The organism is Halostagnicola sp. A56, from assembly GCF_000691505.1.
In the GTDB taxonomy this organism is placed as follows: Archaea; Halobacteriota; Halobacteria; order Halobacteriales; family Natrialbaceae; genus Halostagnicola.
On record NZ_JMIP02000015.1, the window covers coordinates 279,821 to 299,792 of the forward strand.

Here is a 19,972-nt window from a genome sequence, read left to right on the forward strand (position 1 = left end):
CCCATAGTGCCAGACCGCCGTGCTTAAGCGTGGCGAGTTTCGGCGATTTCACACTCAAGTGTGGGTCGTCGTCAGGAGAGTGAGGGCCGCTGTCAGGAGTGAGGGTCGTCGTCGACGACGCACGCCCATCGTCGAGTTCGCACGGAGTGTGGACGGATCTGACGGCACCACGTCTCGAGACCGCTTTCTGGGGTGTACTCTTCCCGAGAAAACGACGGAGAGAGCGCGTCTCGGTACCGGCTGTGCCAACTACCGTATGGAGAAAGTATATCAGTGCCAATCCCTTCGAAACAGGTACTGAATAGCATTCTATGAGTAACGACACGAATGTTGACGACCCTCCCGAAGAACCCCTGCAGCCGCCGACAGCGGACGATAAGGGGGCGGGCGAGTCGCTCGAAGGGAGCGGCGACGATTCCGACGGGGATCCCGCGGACGTTCGCGACACCAGCGATTCGACGGGTGGGGGAATCAACGCAAACGACGAAAACCGAGGCGATCGCTCCGATCAGAGCGGGCCCGGCGACGGGAGCGGTGGCTTCGGCGAAGATGGCGACGGGAACCAGACTGACGAGGAAGACGACATCGAGACCGTCGAAGACCTCGGGAGCTCGGTCGACGTCGACCCCGGCGTCGAGATCGACGAATCGATCGCGGAGGACGACCTGCTGGGCGGACTCCAGATCGAGTCGACCGCCGACATTGAGGTTCCCGATCGACTGGTCGATCAGGTGATCGGACAGGACGAAGCGCGGGACATCATCATCAAGGCGGCCAAACAGCGCCGGCACGTGATGATGATCGGTTCGCCCGGGACCGGCAAGTCCATGCTGGCGAAGGCGATGAGTCAGTTGCTGCCTCGAGAGGATCTCCAGGACGTTCTCGTCTATCACAACCCCGACGACGGCAACGAGCCGAAGGTCCGGACGGTGCCGGCCGGAAAGGGCGAACAGATCATCGACGCGCACAAGGAAGAAGCTCGAAAGCGCAACCAGATGCGGTCGATCCTGATGTGGATCATCATCGCGATCGTCATCGGGTACACGATCCTCTCCGGGGCGAGCCCCCTGCTCGGGATCATCGCGGCCGTGGTTATCTGGCTGTTCTTCAGGTACACCTCCCGCGGTACCGACGCGATGGTGCCGAACATGATCGTCGACAACAGCGATCAGCGAACGGCTCCGTTCGAGGATGCGACGGGCGCCCACGCCGGCGCGCTGCTGGGCGACGTTCGCCACGACCCGTTCCAGTCCGGCGGCATGGAGACCCCGAGTCACGATCGCGTGGAACCCGGCGGGATCCACAAGTCGAACAAGGGCGTGTTGTTCGTCGACGAGATCAACACCCTCGACGTCCGGACCCAGCAGAAGCTGATGACGGCGATCCAGGAGGGCGAGTTCGCGATCACCGGCCAGTCCGAGCGCTCCTCTGGCGCGATGGTCCAGACCGAACCCGTCCCCTGTGACTTCGTCATGGTCGCCGCGGGGAACATGGACGCGATGGAGAACATGCACCCCGCGCTCCGGTCCCGTATCAAGGGGTACGGATACGAGGTCTACATGGACGACACCATCGAGGAGACGCCCGAAATGCGTCGCAAGTACGTCCGATTCATCGCCCAGGAGATCGAACGCGACGGTCGACTTCCGCACTTCGACCGCGAGGCGGCCGAGGAGGTCATCCTCGAGGCCAAACGTCGCGCGGGTCGCAAGGACCACCTCTCCTTGCTCATGCGAGAACTCGGCGGCCTCGTTCGCGTCGCAGGCGACATAGCCCGCGCGGACGACCGCGAGTTCACCAACCGCGAGGATGTCTTGCAGGCCAAAGACCGCTCGCGCTCGATCGAACAGCAACTCGCCGACGACTACATCGAACGGCGCAAGGACTACGAACTGCAGGTCACCGAAGACGGTGTCGAAGGCCGCGTCAACGGCCTCGCGGTCATGGGACAGGATTCGGGTATCATGCTCCCTGTCATGGCCGAAATCGCGCCAGCTCAGGGGCCGGGACAGGTCATCGCGACCGGCCAGCTGAAGGAGATGGCCGAGGAGTCGGTCCAGAACGTCTCGGCGATCATCAAGAAGTTCTCCGACGTCAACCTCTCGGAGAAGGACGTTCACATCCAGTTCGTCCAGGCCGGCCAGCAGGGCGTCGACGGCGACTCCGCCTCCATCACGGTGGCGACGGCCGTCATCTCCGCTCTCGAGGACATCCCGGTCGATCAGACGGTTGCAATGACCGGCTCGCTCTCGGTCCGCGGTGACGTCCTCCCGGTCGGGGGCGTGACCCACAAGATCGAGGCCGCCGCGAAAGCCGGCTGTAAGAAGGTCATCATCCCCGAGACGAACGAACAGGACGTGATGATCGAAGATGAGTACGAGGACATGATCGAGATCATCCCGTGCTCGAACATCAGCGAAGTGCTCGAGGTCGCGTTGATCGGCCAGCCCGAGAAGGACTCGCTGCTCAACCGCCTCAAGCAGATCACCGAATCGGCGTTCGATCCGCAGGTCTCCCAGACCGGGAGCTCGAACCCGAATCCGCAATAGATGCCGAACTGGACGGCGTTCGCCGGCGGAACGATCGCCGTCCTCGTCGTGTTGCTGATTCTTTCGCACCTTACGCAATCGTCAGTCGAGGAGACGGCGGATTCGGCGGCTTCGAACGATCGATCGGACGGTTTCTCGACCGACTCGAGTGACGTCGACGGCGAAGCGTTCGTCGGAATCGAACGCGAGACGCCCTCGAGCGGCGTCCACGACGATCGCACCGCCGCTGACCGACCAACTGATAGCGGCGAAGAGTTCTCGAGATCGAACGCCCACGAGACCGAGTCCGGGTCGTCCTCGAGCGCGGACGACCGACCCATCGCTGGACGTGCTGAATCGTCGCGGGAACGCGCTGAGCCATCGCAGGAACGCGCTGAATCGTCGCAAGCGGAGTCACCGAGAGCCGACCCGTCCGCGACGGAGTCGACGGCCTCTGATCCGTCGGAGCTATCGACTGGAATGCTGCTGGCCAACGTTGCGCTCTCGCAGGGGTTCTTCGCGATCGTGCTGGTCGGAGCCGCTATCTACACCGACATTCCGCTCGCGGCGCTCGGTCTCGAAATTTCTCGTTCGTGGTTGTTTGCCGGCCTCGCTCTCGGTACGGGCTTTGGAATCGCACTCTACGTCGGCAACGAGATCGCCGCGGCGGTCTCGACGTGGGTCGGCTTCGAGCACGACGAGGACCTTCGGAATATGCTGGGACCTGATTCGATCACCGGCTGGATCGTCCTCCTGGCGTTCGTCCTGCCGATCATCGCCGTCTTCGAGGAGTTGCTCTTCCGGGCGGCGCTGATCGGCGTGTTCGAGGCGGGCTTTGACATCTCGCCGTGGCTGCTTGCCGCCGTCTCCTCGATCGCCTTCGGCCTCGGCCACGGTATGCAGGGGTCGGTCGGCATCCTCGTGACCGGCGCGCTGGGGTTCGTGCTCGCGGCGGCGTTCGTCCTCACCGGCAACTTGCTCGTCGTCGTCGTCGCCCACTATTTGATCAACGCACTCGAGTTTGTCGTCCACGAGGGGCTCGACTTCGAGTGGGCCGCGGTGCTCGAGCGCGGCGAGTGACGGCTACGCGCCCGCAGCGATTGCCCCACGAAACCCTCGAAAGCTAAGGCGGCGGCTCCCCTCGAGTGAGCCATGGTGGAACTCGAGGGCGCGTCCCGTCCGGTCGCGGTCGGCGTCGGGCTCTATTTTCTGTTGCTCGTGATCGGGTCGGTCGGGAACGTTCCGCTGGCGCTCGTCGCCGCGCAGGTGGTGTTCGGCGCGATCGCGATCGGGATCGGCGCGCTTCTGGCGCGACAGGCGGGGAACTCGCGGCTGATCGCGGGTGCCGCGGGGGCGCTGATCGGCGGCGGTCTCGCGCAGTTCGGCTGGTTGCTCTCGGGAGAACAGCTACTCAACCTGCTCGCGTCGCTGCTGGTGACGATCGGCATCGGACTCTACCTGTTTCTGGTGTGGAACGCGCCGCGAGCGAGCGCGGAATAGGCGCGGATCAGTTGCTCGCTCTCGCCTACAGGTTCTCGAGCGACCGGAGCTTCTGTTCGACGTCCGGTGGCGCGGCGCTCGGGCCGTCCCGGACGCGGTGGTCGGGGATGAGAATCGGCGCCGGATTCTCTGCCAGCGCGGTCCGAACGAGGGTCAGGTCCGCCTGTTCGTCTGGGTCGAGGTCCGGGGTCATTCGAGCGAGTCCGGCCACGTCGATACTCTCCCCGTAGGGAATCGTCTCGACCTGTTCTAACACCGTGCGCTGGTCCGTCGGAACGGTGAGCGCGACGGTCACGTCCGAGAAGTCCGGTTCCTCGAGCCCGTCGAGGTACGCGTCGATCTCCTCGAGTATCGGGTGGTCCGATTCGGCGTCCTCGTCGGGTGTCGACGGAAACGTGACCCGCAACACGCGCCCGCTCGCGACGCCGATCTGGACGAACCGCTCGAGATACGGCGACTCGCGCGCGTAGATCCCCGCGTCAGTGACGTCCTCCATACGCTCACTTCGTAGCGGGGTGGACTTGAATATTCGCCAGCCGCGGCGCAATGGCACAAGCCTTATGTACATATCAGTACGTCGGTGTACAATAATGAACTCCGAAAGTGACGTCGCACCCGCGGTCCAGTCCATCCTCGAGGCCGCCCGGGAGCGAGGCCGGAGCGAGGGCGACGACGGGACGCGGTCACCCGACGGACGAACGTCCGCCGGTGACGGTGGGATCTCCGTCGAGGCGCGTTCGCTGCCCGACGCGATAGAGCAGGCCGAACGCGACGGTCGAGTGCCGGTGATCGCCGAGGTCAAGCCGACGAGTCCGACTAGCGACGGGACGCGAGAGGAAGACCCTGTTGAACTGGCCGAAGCGATGGTCGAGGGCGGCGCGAGCGCGATTTCGGTGTTGACCGAACCGACTCACTTCGAGGGGTCGCCGGAGTCGCTACGGCGGGTCCGCGAATCTGTCGACGTCCCCGTGCTTCGGAAGGATTTCGTCCTTCGAGAAGAACAGATGGACGTAGTCGAAGCCGACCTCGTCCTGTTGATCGCGCGGTTCGTCGACGACCTGTCGGCGCTGGTCGAAGCGGCCCGCGACCGCGGCTTTCAGCCGCTGGTCGAGGTCCACGACGCCGCGGAACTCGAGGCCGCGCTCGAAGCCGACGCGTCGATCGTCGGCGTGAACAACCGCGACCTGACGAAACTCGAGGTCGATCTCGGCACGTTCGAGGGGGTTGCGCCGGCGGTTCCGGACGACGTGACGCTGATCGCAGAAAGCGGCGTCTCGGAGCCGGCAGACGTCCGCCGGATGCGCGAGGCGGGTGCCGACGCGCTGTTGATCGGCAGCGCGATCATGGATCACGCGAACGTGGGCGAGGTCGACATCGCGGAGAACACCCGGAGACTGACACGAACATGAGCGAAACTGAACGCGGACGCGAGGGAGAACGGACGGATCGAACGACGGCCGACGGCCAGTTCGGCCGCTACGGCGGACAGTACGTCCCCGAGGCGTTGATGCCCGCACTCGAGGAACTCGAGGACGCCTACGAGCGGTACGTTCTCGAGAACGAGGACGGCTTCATGGACGAGTTCGAGCGCCGGATCCGAGACTTCGGCGGGCGACCGACGCCGCTCGGCCGGGCCGACCGACTGAGCGAGCGCTACGACAGCGAGATCTACCTCAAGCGGGAGGACCTGGTCCACGGCGGCGCGCACAAACTCAACAACGCGCTCGGGCAGGTCCTGCTCGCGAAGTACATGGGCAAAGAGCGGGTCATCGCCGAGACCGGCGCGGGCCAGCACGGCACCGCGACGGCGATGGCGGCGGCCCACCTCGACATGCCCTGTGAGGTCTACATGGGCCGGACCGACGTGAACCGCCAGCGGCCGAACGTCTTCCGGATGCGCATCAACGGGGCCGAGGTCAACCCCGTCGACATCGGCCGCGGAACGCTCAAGGAGGCGATCTCGGAGACGATGCGCGAGTGGTCCCGAACCGTCGAGCGGACCCACTACGTGATCGGGAGCGTCGTCGGTCCGCACCCGTTCCCGGCGATGGTTCGGGACTTCCAGGCCGTCATCTCCGAAGAGGCCCGCGAACAGGCGAGAGAGCAACTCGGCAGCCTACCGGACGCGGTCGTCTCGTGTGCCGGCGGCGGCTCAAACACGATGGGCGCGTTTCACCACTTCGTGCCCGACGACTCGGTGGACCTCTACGCCGTCGAGGCCGGGGGTTCCTCGCTCGAGGTCGATGAGGAGGCGGGCGTCGCTCCCAACTCCGCCACGCTGTCGACCGGCGACGAGGGCGTCCTCCACGGCGCGCGCACGACGCTCTTGCAGGATTCGGACGGGCAGATCATGGAGTCACACAGCGTGAGCGCCGGCCTCGACTACTCGGGCGTCGGCCCCGAACTCGCCCACCTCGTCGACGAGGGTCGCGTGACGCCGGTCACCGTCGACGATACGGCGGCCCTCGAGGCGTTCCACCGGCTCTCGACTGACGAGGGAATCATCCCCGCCCTCGAGACCTCCCACGCCTTTGGCTACCTCCACGAGGCGTTCGAGTCAGGCGAGGACCTCGGTGAGACCGTCGTCGTCAACGTCTCCGGTCGGGGCGACAAGGACCTCGAGACCGTGATCGAGGAGACCGAAAAGCGCGGTCTCGAGAGCGCCCCCGACATGTCCGTCTTCGAGACCGGAGGTGGGATCTAATGGGCGACGACGCCGCAGATGCAGCCGGCGCCTCCGGTAGCGCCGATTCCCGAACCGGGACGGATGCCACCGCGACGGCGTTCGACGGCGGCGGGGCGTTCGTCCCGTATCTCGCTGTCGGCGACCCGACCTACGAGGCCTCACTCGAGTACGTCGAGGCGCTGGCCCGGGGCGGCGCGGATCTGATCGAACTCGGACTGCCGTTTTCGGAACCGATGGCCGAGGGGCCGACGATCCAAGGGGCGGTGACGCGCGCGCTCGAGGCCGGGATGACGCCAGATCGCTTCTTCGAGTTCGTCTCGGAGCTCGACGTCGACGTGCCGCTGGTCTGTATGACCTACTACAACCTGATTTACCAGTACGGCTCCTCCGACGGCCCGCGCTCGTTCGTCGAACGCGCCGCCGAGGTCGGCCTCGAGGGGTTCGTCGTCCCCGACCTGCCCGCCGAGGAGGCCGGACCGCTCCGGGAGGCCTGCGACGAGTTCGGACTCGACCTGATTTTCATCGTCGCGCCGACGACCCGCGGCGACCGCTTAGAGCGGATGATGGAGCGCGTGTCGGGATACGTCTACGTGCAGGCCCGACTGGGCGCGACCGGCGCGCGCGAGGACGTGTCCGATCAGACCGGCGAGAGCCTCGAGCGGCTCGCAGACTGGGAGATCCCGAAGGCGGTCGGGTTCGGGATCAAGACCGGCGAGCACGCAGAACGCATCGCCGCGGCCGGTGCCGACGGGATCATCGTCGGGAGCGCGCTCGTCGATATCGTCGCCGAGGGCCACGAAGACGACCGCCCCGTCGAGGAGACCGCGGACCGACTCGCGGAGAAAGCTCGAGAGCTCAAAGCGGGAGCGACACGCGGCGCGGAAAGCCTGCCAGAACCAGAACATCCATAACTCGAAGCTTGCTACAGAACCACAATGACTACCGGAACTGACGCGCGACTCGACAGGATCGGGACGGACGGCAACTACGTCATCGTCCCGATGGACCACGGTATCACACTGGGTCCGGTGACAGGACTCAAAGACATCGAATCGACCATCGACGCGGTGACACGCGGCGGCGCGGACGCCGTCCTGACACAGAAGGGGATCGCCCCTCGCGTCCACGAGAACAAAAACGAGAAGGGATATATCGTCCATCTCAACGCCTCTACGTCTATCGGCCCGGATTCGAACGACAAACGCCGCACCGGCACCGTCGAAGACGCGATTCGGGTCGGCGCGGACGCCGTCTCCTTTCACATCAACGTCGGCTCGAACCACGAGCCAGACCAGATAACGCAACTCTCCGAAGTGACATCCGAGGCCGCACGCTACGGAATCCCCGTCCTCGCGATGGCGTACGCGCGCGGCCCGGACGTCGACGGCGCGGATCCCGAGGCCCTCGGCCACGCGGTTCGACTCGCCGAAGAGGTCGGCGCGGACGTCGTCAAGACCGGCTACAGCGGCGACGCAGACAGCTTCGAACACGTCTGTGAGTCGACCCGGCTCCCGGTCGTCATCGCTGGCGGGTCGAAGGGAACGGACCGCGAGACGATCAGCATGGTCCGGGGCGCGATGGACGCGGGCGGCGCGGGCATCTCGATGGGACGCTCGATCTTCCAGCACGAGGACCCCGAGGCCATCGCGACGGCCGTCGCGGGGGTCGTCCACGACGATCTCTCCGTCGACGAAGCCTTAGAAACCGCCGGACTCGCGCTCGAGGCCTGATTCTCGAATCCGTTTTGGCCGTCTTTCCCGCTCGAGTAGCGGCGCGTTCGCCGGGCGAACGGGCGGGACCGAAATCACTACGGTATCCCCGTTCGTTTGCCACGGCCGTGACAGACGGCGAGGCGTTGACGATCGACGACGAGTTACTCGCTCGAGCACGGATCCACGCGAGAGACGTCGATATCGCCGTCGACTTGGGACGCGTCGAGTGGGAGGTCTCGACGCGAGCGCGCCGCCGTGCGGGGGCCTGTCGCTGGGACCGCGAGCGCGAGGTCGCGACGATCATCCTCACGCGGCGGGCCTACGAGCGCTACGACTGGGAGGAGTTCGCCGCCGTCGTGCGCCACGAACTCGTCCACGCCTGGGAGTTCCAGCAGTTCGGCGAATCGGGCCACGGACAACGGTTTCGAACCCGCGCCGCCGAACTCGACGCGCCGCGACACTGCGAAACGTTCGCCGAACCGCGGTACGTGATCCGCTGTCTCGATCCGGACTGCGACTGGGAAGCCCATCGCCACCGCGCGTCAGGCCCCGTGAAAGCGCCGGGCAACTACCGCTGTGGCGACTGCGGGAGCGACTACGAGGTCGAACACGTCTCGAGCGGCCGAACCTGGGACTCTGCGGGCGGATACGGCGGCGCGAAGGCCGCACTTGAAGAGGAGTGGTGATCGATGCAGACGAGGAACGCGACGACCGTTCTCACAAGACTTTATTTGCTCGTTCGTCTCCTTCCGGTATGAGAGTCCTCGATCTGATGCTCGGACGGGACGGCGACGACGCCGACGGCGATCGGGCGCGCTTTACGAGCGATCGTTACGACGTGACCTACACCGTCTCCGCGGACAGTCACGAGATCGCCTACGCCGTTCCGATCCGGCGGACCGAACTCGAGGCGTTCGCCGATCTCGTCGACCGAGAGCGCGAGACGCCCTACGCGGACGACGGCGAGGAGTCGCCCGCGGCGTCACTCGAGTCCGTCCTCGAGGGCGAGGCGATCGACGCGGACGCGTGGGTCGAACGCATGCAAGCGCCCCGACAGACGGTCGAACCGGTGCTCGAGCGCTGGCTGGAACTCGTCGACGAGGCCGACCCCGCTGGCGACGGTGCAGGCTCGAGCGAGACCGACGATGCGACCGATTCGAATGCAGGAGATGATGCGACCGGACCGGACGCCAGTGCGTCGGACCGCGAGGACGCCTCGCCGGTCGAGATCGTCTATCTCCCCGTCGAAACCGAGTCGGCGTTCGCGGCGTTCTTTCAGACGTGTCGCAAACGGGCCGAGCAAGAGCACGATCCGTTCGAACTTCCGGACGATATCGCGACCGCCGCGAACGTACTTACGAAGATCAGGCGGGCGAGCGATCGGCCGGAAAACCGCGTCGTCGTCAATAAGGACTACGTTCCTTCCCTGTAGCTGATTGGACGCGTCTGTTCTCACTCTGCGGACCGGATACGATGCAGTGGTGGTCGGACTCGTAGACGGCTGTGGTTAGACGATCGAGTCGAACTCCTCGAGCGACGTCAGCCGGTAGGTCGGCTGGTGTTCGAGTTCGGTTCCGTGGCCGAGATCGATCCACGCCGAATCCATGCCCATCGCGTTCGCCCCGGCGACGTCGGCGTGGAGGTTGTCACCGATGTGTATGGTCTCCGTCGGGTCGACCTCGAGGCCCGACAGCGCCAGTTCGAACGGCGTCGAGTCCGGCTTTGGCGGGACGCCGTTTTTCGGATCGACGAACACCTCGGCGTCGAAGGCATCGAGAAGTCCGAGCGCCTCGAGCTTTTTCGTCTGCGTCTGCTCGCCCCCGTTCGTGATCAGTCCGACGGGGCCGCGTTCGGCCGCGCGCTCGAGTGCGGCCTCCGCGCCGTCGCGAAAACGAACCCGCGCGGGGTCGACCGTCTCGAGGTAGGAGGCCGAGAGGTCGGGGGCGACCGCGGGGTCTACTCCCGCCTGGTCGGCGGCCGTCGAAAAGAGGTGTTCGAAGAACTCCCGGTCGGTGTCCGCGGTCGGGAGGTCCCGCGAGGCGTGGCGTAGCTGGGCCGGGGTACAGAACTGCTCGACGCCGGCCCGTTCGAAGGTGGCCTCGAGCAGCGCCGCTCGATCTTCGATGGGCTCACAGAGGGTGCTATCGAGGTCGAAACAGATGGCCTCGTACGACATCTATCACCGCTAGCGGCGTCGACACCCTGAACCTTTCGCCGGAATCGATACTCCGGCGACGACTGTCGAATCCGCCACGTTCAAGCCACTCCCCTTCGAGGGTCGAGTTATGACGAGAGCTGTCTGGATCAAAGCCGACGACACCGTCGGCGACTGGGACGACCGCCGCGAGCGGATCACCACCGCACTCGAGGCGGGCGCCGACTGGGTACTGGTCGATGAAGACGACGTCGAACGCGTCCGTGAACTCGGCGACATCAACGTCGCGGCGTTTCGCACCGACGGCGACGTGACGCTCATCGACGACGCCGAAGACGAGACGACGACCGCACAACCCGACACGGTCGTCGTCGGCAAGGAAGGCGAAGGTGACGGCACCGTCGACCTCCCCAACGACTTCTCGGGATCGGCGGACCTCTCGACGCTCCGACGGAACGGAACCGTCGACTGGGGGTCCTACGTGCGAATTCTCGGCAAAGAGTACGAGGAGTTCGCCGAAACCTCCGCGACCGAGGCCGAGTACACAATCGTCGCCGGCGAAGACTGGACGATCATTCCGCTCGAGAATCTGATCGCCAGAATCGGCGAGGAGACGACACTCGTCGCGGGCGTCACGAGCGCCGACGGAGCCAAAACGGCGTTCGAAACGCTCGAGATCGGTGCGGACGCCGTCTTGCTCGACTCGGACGACCCAGACGAAATCCGGCGCACCGTCGAGGTCCGCGACGAAGCGGAGCGAGAGAACCTCGATCTGGAATACGCCGAGGTCGTCGACATCGAACAGATCGGCAGCGCGGATCGCGTCTGTGTGGATACCGGCAGCCTGCTCGAGCACGACGAGGGGATGCTCGTCGGCTCGATGAGCCGCGGGTTGGTGTTCGTCCACGCCGAAACCGCCAAGTCGCCATACGTCGCCTCGCGGCCGTTTCGGGTCAACGCCGGCGCGGTCCACGCCTACGTCAGGACTCCCGACGGCGGGACGAAGTACCTCTCCGAACTCCAGAGCGGCGACGAGGTCCAACTGGTCGACCTCGAGGGCAACACCCGCGAAGCGATCGTCGGCCGCGTCAAGATCGAAAAGCGACCGATGTTCCGAGTCGCCCTCGAGACCGACGATGGCGACCACATCGAGACGCTACTCCAGAACGCAGAGACGATCAAAGTGCCGACCGCGGAGGGCCGAACGGCGGTGACGGATCTCGAGGCCGGCGATCACCTCCTGTTGTACTACGAGGATACGGCCCGACACTTCGGGGAAGCCGTCGAGGAAAGCATCATCGAAAAGTAACGGAGCAGTGCGGTGTCTCTCTGTCGACGACTACAGCCTATCAGAGCATGTCCGAGTCTTCTTCGGGCCGCTCGAGTCGCGTCGTACACCAGTGGCAAAACGAGAGGTCCTCGTCGAGTTCCTTCCCACACGCTGGACAGGTCGGCTCGTCGCTGTGTCCGGAACCGGTCGGCGGGAGTCCGAGCGCGCGAAACGTCGAGTCGACCGTCGCGAACAACACGATGAACATTAGGAAGAACTGATCGACCATGCTCGTCTCCGCTTCCATCGTCTCCATCATGGCGCCCATCGACTCGGCCGACATGAGCAGTTCCATCGGCACGAAAAAGTAGACGCCGAGTGCGTACAATCCGCCGAACAGGATCACGCGGGCCCAATCGCGGAGCAAGACGTGGCCCGCGCCCGGCATCAAAATCGAGAGGATCGCAGCGGATATCGCACGGATCCAGGTCATATCTGTGGATTGTTCTCGGGGTGACGGCCACTTAACGTTCCGGTTTCCCTACAACCAGACATCCTCGGACCGTCTGTCGTTCGTGAAGTGTCGACGATCGGATCGAGAAAGAGCGACGCTACGTTCGACGGTCTCTCAGGCCGTCCCGAGCGTTTCCTCGGCCTCGAGCAGTTCGTGATACCGGTTTCGGATCGTCACTTCGGAGATGTCGGCGACGTCGCTGACGGCCGCCTGGGTCGTCTTCTCGTTGGTCAACAGCGCGGCGGCGTAGACGGCGGCCGCGGCGAGACCGACCGGCGACTTGCCCGAGTGGACGCCCTTCTCTTTGGCGTTCTGGAGCAGGCTCCGCGCGCGGTGTTCGGCTTCGTCCGAGAGCTCAAGGCCCGAGGCGAACCGCGGCACGTAGCTTTCGGGATCGGCCGGCTGGACCTCGAGGCCGAGTTCGCGAACGACGTAGCGGTAGGTGCGTGCGATCTCGTTTTTCTCGACGCGGCTGACATCCGCGATCTCGTCGAGGCTCCGGGGAACGCCGGCCTGTCGCGCGGCGGCGTAGACACACGCCGTCGAGACGCCCTCGATCGAGCGACCGGGGAGTAGGTCCTCGTTGAGCGCGCGTCGGTAGATGACCGAGGCCGTCTCGCGGACGTTCGTCGGCAGGCCGAGCGCCGAGGCCATCCGGTCGATCTCGCCGAGTGCCTGCTTCAGGTTGCGCTCTTTGGAGTCGCGGGTCCGGAACCGTTCGTTCCACTTTCGCAGGCGCTGCATCTTCTCTCGCTGCCGGGAGCCCAGCGAGTTACCGTAGGCGTCTTTGTTGCGCCAGTCGATGTTCGTCGACAGCCCCTTGTCGTGCATGGTGTTGGTAGTCGGCGCACCGACGCGGGACTTCTTGTTTTTCTCTGCGGCGTCGAACGCGCGCCACTCGGGGCCGCGGTCGACCGAGTCCTCCTCGACGACGAGGCCACAGTCCTCACAGACGGTCTCGCCGTGCTCGTCGTCGACGACGAGGTTGCCCGTACACTCCGGGCAGTCGAGCGTACTCTGCTCGGCTTCGTCCGTCTCCTCGGTTGTTTCTTGTTCGCTACGACGTACTCTCGTGTTTGAGGTTGCGTTGGTCATACGATGGCGGATACGGCCCGGCGAAACGACACGGAAAAGCCGGACGGATTCGTTACCTTTCTCGTTCTGAGACTCGAGAGATAAGAGTTTCGGAATCCGTAGCTCACAACGCTCGAAAACAGGTAATTCGTCGGAAGTGGTATGAATTATCAAAACGAGAGGTCCTCGTCGAGTTCCTTCCCACACGCTGGACAGGTCGGCTCGTCGCTGTGTCCGGAACCGGTCGGCGGGAGTCCGAGCGCGCGAAACGTCGAGTCGACCGTCGCGAACAACACGATGAACATTAGGAAGAACTGATCGACCATGCTCGTCTCCGCTTCCATCGTCTCCATCATGGCGCCCATCGACTCGGCCGACATGAGCAGTTCCATCGGCACGAAAAAGTAGACGCCGAGTGCGTACAATCCGCCGAACAGGATCACGCGGGCCCAATCGCGGAGCAAGACGTGGCCCGCGCCCGGCATCAAAATCGAGAGGATCGCAGCGGATATCGCACGGATCCAGGTCATATCTGTGGATTGTTCTCGGGGTGACGGCCACTTAACGTTCCGGTTTCCCTACAACCAGACATCCTCGGACCGTCTGTCGTTCGTGAAGTGTCGACGATCGGATCGAGAAAGAGCGACGCTACGTGGAAAGTTGATGACACTGAGTTGTTGCAATAGACTGAGATTATCTGGCAGAAACCATCGTTCAGTGATCAGCCCGTCCTCGATACAGGCGAAGAACATTTGATCCACCTCGATCTAGTTTCCGGTAGGTTTGATCCCCGCGAGTTCCCCCTCATGCGTCCCCTGACTTGTGATGTGTATGGCGACTGTGTCGTCTTCAGCGACGACATCCTCGACGGTCTGGGAGATGTCAGGAAACGCAGTGAGAAAGGCTTCGAATGATGCTCGGATTGCTGTTTGACCGTGGTGAGTTCCCATAGCATTATGCTCGACAGCGTCTTCACCGTATAGTTCGTCAAGCAGATCGAGGTTGCCCTCCCCAAGCACCTCCTCTGGGATGCGACGAACAAGCTCTTTGTTTTGTTCCTGTTTGAGGGTTGTTGATACGTCTGTCATCGGTATTGTCTCTCCTCGGTTTCGGCACGAATATTGGTCTGTGGATTCATTGCAACGACGTAACGTAGTAGGCAGGAGATTATCGTGAGTTTGAGCAGGAACAAGTTCCTACTTTTAAATAGGCCGGAAGCTGAGACTACCATAAGGTGCCTCAGATTCAGGTAAAACTCGACGGGACGGCGGTGGACGGTTGGTTAGCCATAATTTCAACTGAGTTCCCGGATGCCGAGTTCAGACTAGTGGCGACCCAGCTACGAGACGAAGGCGCGTTCGTCGTTCTTGAAGTAATGACGCCAAAGGGAGACACGCTCGTCCGCCGATTCGAGGAGACGCCCGAGGTCGACTCCTTTGAGGTATATCATACCGGCGAGCGAATGGTACTACTCCGGTTCCGGGCATCGGCCACGAAGTCATATGACCCGCTCCGTCGGTCGAAGAACATCTCAATTTATCCAATCATCCTCCGGGACGGCTGGTTTTCCGTGGAGTTGTCAGCCTCTCATGACCAACTATCGAAATATACGGATGAGCTGGCGGCAACTGGAATTCCGTATGAGATCGTGTCACTAGTCCAATCACATAATACAAGCGAGATGCTCACGGATCGTCAATGGGAGTTCATTGTCGAGGCAGCCGAGCGGGGGTTCTACGATACTCCTCGGGGCTGTACACTCGCTGAATTGGGAGAAATTCTTGATATCCACAAATCCTCAGTGAGTCGGTTGCGCCATCGAGCCGAGAGTCGAATTATCAAGAATTTTCTCGAGGAAGCGGCCCAATAGGAAACTGGTAGTGGCTGGGGACCCAGCCTTCACCTAAATCGAGGCGCTAATGCCCCTTCCTCAGCGAGCATCGAAGACGCGAGCAGGGAGGGGATACAGCGTCCCCAGAAATCTTCGATTTCTGGTGTGCGAACGAGACGCGGAGCATCTCGTCAACGCCGCACGAGTTTCTTGGAATATTCTACTGTTCTGCTAAAACGTCGGCGACACGCTCAAGCAAGTTCCTCCAATTCCTGTAGGAATCGCATCTGACGATCAGGAGCGGTGGATCAGTGAGATCTCTGATTCGTTCGATGACTACGGCGTAGATACACAACAGACCGACGAAGCAAGCCAAATTCTTCGTGACGCCGACTATTCGGAGGAAGACGGTACGTGGGTCGACAGCGATGGAAATACGGTCGAACTCCCTGTAACCGTTCCCTCCGGGTGGAGCGACTGGGTCACCGCAACGCAGACGATCGTCGATCAGCTCAATGACTTCGGATTCGAGTCAGAGGTTGACTCTCGAAACTTCAGTGCTCTAAACGGTACGGCATGGCCGAACGGAGACTTCGTACTGTCTGCTGGGGGATGGCTTCCCGGTGGTGGTCGTGCGGCCTACCCGTATTTCTCACTCCACCATATGATGCTTGAACACTATCGGAACTTTACGTACAACTATGGCCCCGCAAACTCGAATCGCGGCGGGAGTAACGACGATGTCACAGTTCCATCTCGAACCGGATCAGGAACGATGACCGTCAACCCAAGTGATCGGCTCTCAGTGTTGTCCGAGACAGCCGACGAAGAGCTGATCCAAGAGATAATCAACGAACAGGCTTGGGTGACGAACGTGGACTTACCAATGATCCCCGTCATGGAGAAACAAGAGCAGACTTTCCTCGCTACCGACCAATGGAGCGTCCCCGAACAGGGTGCCGAAATTTCGCAGGTGAGGTGGGCAAACGCGTGGTTAATTCGCCAGGGTGAACTGCAGTACAATGGGTGAGATCACACTACGAGCGGCCGAAAAGATATAACCAAAACACTTATTTAATACAATACCACATCACAGTCCATGAATAATTATTATCTCAAACGAACCGGACGTGCAGTACTCACTCTGTGGGTTACTGTGACAGTTACGTTCGGATTGATCCGGGCTATCCCCGGCGGGCCACTAGAGATGCTCAGAGCACGCCTTGTCCGCCAGGGTGTCGACCCATCGCGTATCGACGCTATCATCCAATCTCGCCAGGAAGAGAGTCAACCTATCTACGTCGAGTATTACGAGTACATGTCGTCGCTCCTATCCGGTAATCTGGGTGAGTCGTTCTATTTCAGGGAACCAGTCTCTAATATCATCACTGACGCGCTCCCGTGGACAGTGTTCGTCATGGTAACCGCGACGATTATCCTCTTCGCGATCGCCATTGTTTGGGGCGCTATTATCGCGTACAAGGAAGGATCCACGTTTGACACGGTCTCGAGCGGGCTGTCCATCCTGATGTCGTCTATTCCGTTTTACGTCCTCGGGATCCTGTTCGTCGTCGTGTTCTCGTATCGGTTCGGCGTCTTCCCAGCGCGGTACCGAACAAGTCCAGGGGTGACCGCCAGCTTGTCGATCCCGTTCGTCGGAAACGTACTGTACCACGCAGCGCTACCGATCGCATCGATCGTGATAACACAGGTTGGCCTCCAGACGCTGGCGATGCGGGGCAACAGTATACAAGTTCTCGGCGAGGACTTCGTCCGGGTCGCCCGATTGAGAGGACTTCCCGACCGACGGATCGCCGTTAGGTATGTCGGACGGAACGCGATTCTCCCGATGTACACCGGGTTTTTGACCCTTATTGGCTTCAATCTCGGTGGATCCGTGATCCTCGAGGAGATTTTCACGTACACCGGGATTGGATACTACATGTTTGAAGCGCTCATCAATCGAGATTATCCACTAATGATGGGTATCTTTCTCGTTATCACGACCGCACTTGTATTGTCAGTGTACATCGCCGACCTGACGTACGGGCTTGTTGACCCCCGCGTCAAATCGGGTGATTCCAGTGAAGCCTACTGAATCGGAAACCGGGACGGAAGAAGAATTCTCGTTCGGAACCACCCAATCCGATGTCGAAGTCACAACGGCGGACCGGCTGCGTAACTTCTACCGGGAGTTCATCTACAAGCCAGGGCTCGTCGCATGGGAAGATAACAGAACACGCATCGGTGCGACCATCTTGGCCGTGTACGTCTTCATCGGCACCGTCGGCACATGGTTCTACCGGGCGCCGACTACGAATCAGTCCGAACGTAGCATCCAGCCGTTCCAAACTATGGAGGCTCCGCTCGGGACAACCAGTTCCGGAGAGGATGTTCTGGCCATGGCAATTCACGCAACGCCCGAGATGCTCATAATGATCCTGTCAGGCGGAATCTTTGCAACGGGGCTCGCGGTCCTAATCGGCACTGTTGCAGGATACAAGGGTGGGACGACTGACCGCATCCTGACAACGTTCTCTGATGTTGCGATGTCGATACCCGGACTCCCACTTATCATGGTGCTAGCGGTCGTCGTATCGCCAGAACGTGCCGTCGTAATTGGTATCCTTATCACGATCAACTACTGGGCGGGACTCGCTCGCTCCATCCGATCGCAAGTTCTGACGATCCGCGAACACTCCTACGTAGAGGCATCCCGGACGATGGGTGTGAGTACGCCACGGATCCTGATCAAAGATGTCATCCCAAACATTATGCCGTACGTGCTCGTCAACTTCGCGAACGCCGCGCGGTACGTCGTCTTCGCATCGGTTGGACTGTACTACCTGGGAATCCTCCCCACATCGGTCGCTAACTGGGGGATACAACTAGACAACGCGTATAGCCAGGCTGGCGCGCTCAGCGGCGGCGGAACAATGTATCAGCTCGTCGTCCCCATGATTGCAATCATGTTCCTTGCACTCGGTCTCATTCTGCTCGCGCAGGGGATGGACCGAGTCTTCAATCCTCGCGTTCGGACCCGTCTTGCCGGCGAGTCTAGAGGAGAGGCTGAAGACGACGAAGACAATGCTGCGCCAACAGAGGTGATGACCTGATGGCAATCGACCAGACGACCGAAGAACAAGTGTACAGTACTGACGACCCGATCGTCACGATCCGTGATTCGGCTGTGACTTACGACGAGGGTAAGTCATATGTCCTCGATCACGTCTCTCTCGACCTCGAGCGCGGCGAAATACTCGGAATCGTCGGGGAGAGCGGATCGGGTAAATCGATGCTCGCCTCGTCGTTACTCGACGCGATTCCCTCCCCCGGTCGCCTGACAGGAGAGATTACCTACCGCCCGGATGGCGAGGAACCGATCAACGTGCTTGAGCTAGACAAAGACGAGCGACGGTCGCTTCGGTGGGAAGATATATCGATGGTGTTCCAGGGGGCGATGAACTCGTTCAACCCGACGATGGACCTCAGAACGCACTTCGAGGAGACACTACAGGCACACGACGCTGATATAGAGGCGGGCATCGAACGAGCCGAGGAACTGCTCGAGGATCTGTATCTTGAACCAAACCGAGTCCTCGACTCCTATCCGCACGAGCTGAGCGGCGGCATGCAACAGCGGGCCTTGATCGCGCTTAGCCTCGTCCTCGAACCAGACGTGTTGGTGATGGACGAACCGACGGCCGCACTCGACCTCTTAATGCAGCGGTCCATTCTGATGTTGCTGTCGAACCTGCAAGAGAAGTACAACCTCACAATGGTGTTTATCACGCACGACCTTCCGCTGGTCGCCGCTCTGGCCGATCGGATGGCCATCATGTACGCGTTCAGGCTCGTTGAAATCGGTGAGACACGCGATATCGTGGAGAACGCAGCCCATCCCTATACGCGTGCGCTACTCAATTCAACGCCGAACCTCGACGCACCGCTATCGGAAATGCAACCAATCGAAGGACAGAGTCCCGCTCCGATCAACATGCCGTCAGGCTGTGCCTATCACCCGCGCTGTCCGCTCGCGACTGAGGAGTGTCGAACAACAGTTCCCGACTATCACAATGTCGACACCGAGCACGGGTCTGCCTGCTACCACTGGGAAGAGTCGTACGATGAGGTGCCGCTCGTCTACGAAAATTCATTGGACGGCACTACAGGAGGTGAAAACCAATGAGTACCGAACCGCTCATCTCGCTCGAGGATGTTGAGGTTCACTTCACCAACGAGAGTCTACTAGACTTCGGGGATGTCGAAACGGTTCGCGCCGTCGACGGTGTGTCGCTCGACGTTGAGGAGAACGATGTCGTCTCGCTCGTCGGAGAGAGTGGGTGTGGAAAAACGACGCTCGGGAAAACGGCGATCGGCCTCCAACGGCCTACTGGCGGATCGGTAAAGTACCGGGGCGAGGACATATGGGCAATCCGCGACGGTGACATAGATACTGATACGGAGTGGGATGACATTCGAACGTCGCTACAAATTATCCACCAAGATCCCGGTGCTTCGCTCAATCCAAATCGGCGGATCATCTCTATCCTATCCGAACCGCTACGACAAGTCAATCCAGAACTGAGTCGAGGGGAAAAGCGAAGCCGAATCTACTCGCTGCTGGAGCGAGTCGGAATGAATCGACTCATCGAGAAAAGTACGTCAAAACAGCTTGACGCATTGTATTATCGAACCACAC

At 61.8% G+C, this 19,972-nt stretch carries 22 protein-coding genes; 16 read left to right on the forward strand and 6 right to left on the reverse strand.

Annotation, left to right across the window (positions count from 1 at the left end; genetic code table 11):
- Positions 1-311: 311 nt before the first annotated feature.
- The 3 genes from lonB to EL22_RS06780 all read left to right on the forward strand — a co-directional run bounded on the left by lonB (position 312) and on the right by EL22_RS06780 (position 4,028).
- The gene (gene lonB / locus EL22_RS06770) at positions 312-2,549 is read left to right on the forward strand and encodes an ATP-dependent protease LonB (protein WP_050050765.1); all 2,238 of its coding nucleotides are present in this window, start codon (positions 312-314) and stop codon (positions 2,547-2,549) included.
- Positions 2,550-3,608, forward strand: coding sequence for a type II CAAX endopeptidase family protein (locus EL22_RS06775; RefSeq protein ID WP_050050766.1), 1,059 nt, complete (start codon positions 2,550-2,552; stop codon positions 3,606-3,608). It begins immediately after the preceding gene.
- A gap of 72 nt (positions 3,609-3,680) precedes the next feature.
- The gene (locus EL22_RS06780) at positions 3,681-4,028 is read left to right on the forward strand and encodes a hypothetical protein (protein WP_050050767.1); all 348 of its coding nucleotides are present in this window, start codon (positions 3,681-3,683) and stop codon (positions 4,026-4,028) included.
- Positions 4,029-4,053: 25 nt separating this feature from the next.
- Here EL22_RS06780 and EL22_RS06785 read toward each other — a convergent pair whose 3' ends face one another.
- Positions 4,054-4,524: an MGMT family protein gene (locus EL22_RS06785; protein ID WP_050050768.1), complete on the reverse strand. Its 471-nt coding sequence runs from the start codon at positions 4,522-4,524 to the stop codon at positions 4,054-4,056.
- A 94-nt stretch (positions 4,525-4,618) separates the two neighbouring features.
- Here EL22_RS06785 and trpC point away from each other — a divergent pair, with 94 nt between their 5' ends.
- From trpC to EL22_RS06815, 6 genes are all read left to right on the forward strand, one after another.
- Positions 4,619-5,437 carry an indole-3-glycerol phosphate synthase gene (gene trpC, locus EL22_RS06790; protein ID WP_050050769.1) on the forward strand — a complete coding sequence of 273 codons (819 nt, stop codon included), beginning with the start codon at positions 4,619-4,621 and terminating at the stop codon, positions 5,435-5,437.
- On the forward strand, positions 5,434-6,732 hold the full coding sequence (gene trpB, locus EL22_RS06795) for a tryptophan synthase subunit beta (protein WP_050050770.1): 1,299 nt from the start codon (positions 5,434-5,436) through the stop codon (positions 6,730-6,732). Before trpC ends, trpB begins: the two co-directional genes overlap by 4 nt.
- Positions 6,732-7,625, forward strand: coding sequence for a tryptophan synthase subunit alpha (trpA, locus tag EL22_RS06800; protein ID WP_082146698.1), 894 nt, complete (start codon positions 6,732-6,734; stop codon positions 7,623-7,625). The genes trpB and trpA overlap by 1 nt, the downstream gene beginning before the upstream one ends.
- Before the next feature lie 24 nt (positions 7,626-7,649).
- The gene (locus tag EL22_RS06805) at positions 7,650-8,444 is read left to right on the forward strand and encodes a 2-amino-3,7-dideoxy-D-threo-hept-6-ulosonate synthase (protein ID WP_050050771.1); all 795 of its coding nucleotides are present in this window, start codon (positions 7,650-7,652) and stop codon (positions 8,442-8,444) included.
- Between the two features lie 107 nt (positions 8,445-8,551).
- Entirely contained in the window at positions 8,552-9,112 is a 561-nt protein-coding gene (locus EL22_RS06810) for a SprT-like domain-containing protein (RefSeq protein WP_050050772.1), read from the forward strand.
- 68 nt (positions 9,113-9,180) lie between these two features.
- Positions 9,181-9,858 (forward strand): hypothetical protein, encoded by a 678-nt coding sequence (locus tag EL22_RS06815; RefSeq protein ID WP_050050773.1) that lies wholly within the window; start codon positions 9,181-9,183, stop codon positions 9,856-9,858.
- 75 nt (positions 9,859-9,933) lie between these two features.
- Here EL22_RS06815 and EL22_RS06820 read toward each other — a convergent pair whose 3' ends face one another.
- The gene (locus tag EL22_RS06820; RefSeq protein WP_050050774.1) at positions 9,934-10,602 is read right to left on the reverse strand and encodes an HAD family hydrolase; all 669 of its coding nucleotides are present in this window, start codon (positions 10,600-10,602) and stop codon (positions 9,934-9,936) included.
- A 109-nt stretch (positions 10,603-10,711) separates the two neighbouring features.
- Here EL22_RS06820 and EL22_RS06825 point away from each other — a divergent pair, with 109 nt between their 5' ends.
- On the forward strand, positions 10,712-11,890 hold the full coding sequence (locus tag EL22_RS06825) for a 3-dehydroquinate synthase II (RefSeq protein WP_050050775.1): 1,179 nt from the start codon (positions 10,712-10,714) through the stop codon (positions 11,888-11,890).
- Between the two features lie 40 nt (positions 11,891-11,930).
- Here the strand turns inward: EL22_RS06825 and EL22_RS06830 are convergent, their stop codons facing one another.
- The 4 genes from EL22_RS06830 to EL22_RS18430 all read right to left on the reverse strand — a co-directional run bounded on the left by EL22_RS06830 (position 11,931) and on the right by EL22_RS18430 (position 14,527).
- Entirely contained in the window at positions 11,931-12,344 is a 414-nt protein-coding gene (locus tag EL22_RS06830) for a zinc ribbon domain-containing protein (protein ID WP_050050776.1), read from the reverse strand.
- Positions 12,345-12,479: 135 nt separating this feature from the next.
- On the reverse strand, positions 12,480-13,460 hold the full coding sequence (locus EL22_RS06835; protein WP_050050777.1) for a transcription initiation factor IIB family protein: 981 nt from the start codon (positions 13,458-13,460) through the stop codon (positions 12,480-12,482).
- Between the two features lie 149 nt (positions 13,461-13,609).
- A complete protein-coding gene (locus EL22_RS06840) occupies positions 13,610-13,969 on the reverse strand; it encodes a hypothetical protein (protein WP_050050778.1) in 360 nt (119 codons plus the stop codon).
- 237 nt (positions 13,970-14,206) lie between these two features.
- Complete coding sequence (locus EL22_RS18430) at positions 14,207-14,527, reverse strand: ester cyclase (protein ID WP_231587900.1); 321 nt, start codon at positions 14,525-14,527, stop codon at positions 14,207-14,209.
- A 146-nt stretch (positions 14,528-14,673) separates the two neighbouring features.
- Between EL22_RS18430 and EL22_RS06850 the strand changes: the two genes are divergently transcribed.
- The 6 genes from EL22_RS06850 to EL22_RS06875 form a co-directional block, all read left to right on the forward strand.
- On the forward strand, positions 14,674-15,309 hold the full coding sequence (locus EL22_RS06850; protein ID WP_050050779.1) for a helix-turn-helix domain-containing protein: 636 nt from the start codon (positions 14,674-14,676) through the stop codon (positions 15,307-15,309).
- 736 nt (positions 15,310-16,045) lie between these two features.
- Complete coding sequence (locus EL22_RS18440; protein WP_050050780.1) at positions 16,046-16,300, forward strand: hypothetical protein; 255 nt, start codon at positions 16,046-16,048, stop codon at positions 16,298-16,300.
- 69 nt (positions 16,301-16,369) lie between these two features.
- On the forward strand, positions 16,370-17,368 hold the full coding sequence (locus EL22_RS06860; RefSeq protein WP_050050781.1) for an ABC transporter permease: 999 nt from the start codon (positions 16,370-16,372) through the stop codon (positions 17,366-17,368).
- The gene (locus tag EL22_RS06865; protein ID WP_050050782.1) at positions 17,355-18,386 is read left to right on the forward strand and encodes an ABC transporter permease; all 1,032 of its coding nucleotides are present in this window, start codon (positions 17,355-17,357) and stop codon (positions 18,384-18,386) included. The genes EL22_RS06860 and EL22_RS06865 overlap by 14 nt, the downstream gene beginning before the upstream one ends.
- The gene (locus tag EL22_RS06870) at positions 18,386-19,459 is read left to right on the forward strand and encodes an ABC transporter ATP-binding protein (RefSeq protein WP_050050783.1); all 1,074 of its coding nucleotides are present in this window, start codon (positions 18,386-18,388) and stop codon (positions 19,457-19,459) included. The genes EL22_RS06865 and EL22_RS06870 overlap by 1 nt, the downstream gene beginning before the upstream one ends.
- Positions 19,456-19,972 (forward strand): ATP-binding cassette domain-containing protein (locus EL22_RS06875; protein ID WP_156184069.1); only part of this gene is annotated, 517 nt, incomplete at its 3' end. The genes EL22_RS06870 and EL22_RS06875, both read left to right, overlap by 4 nt.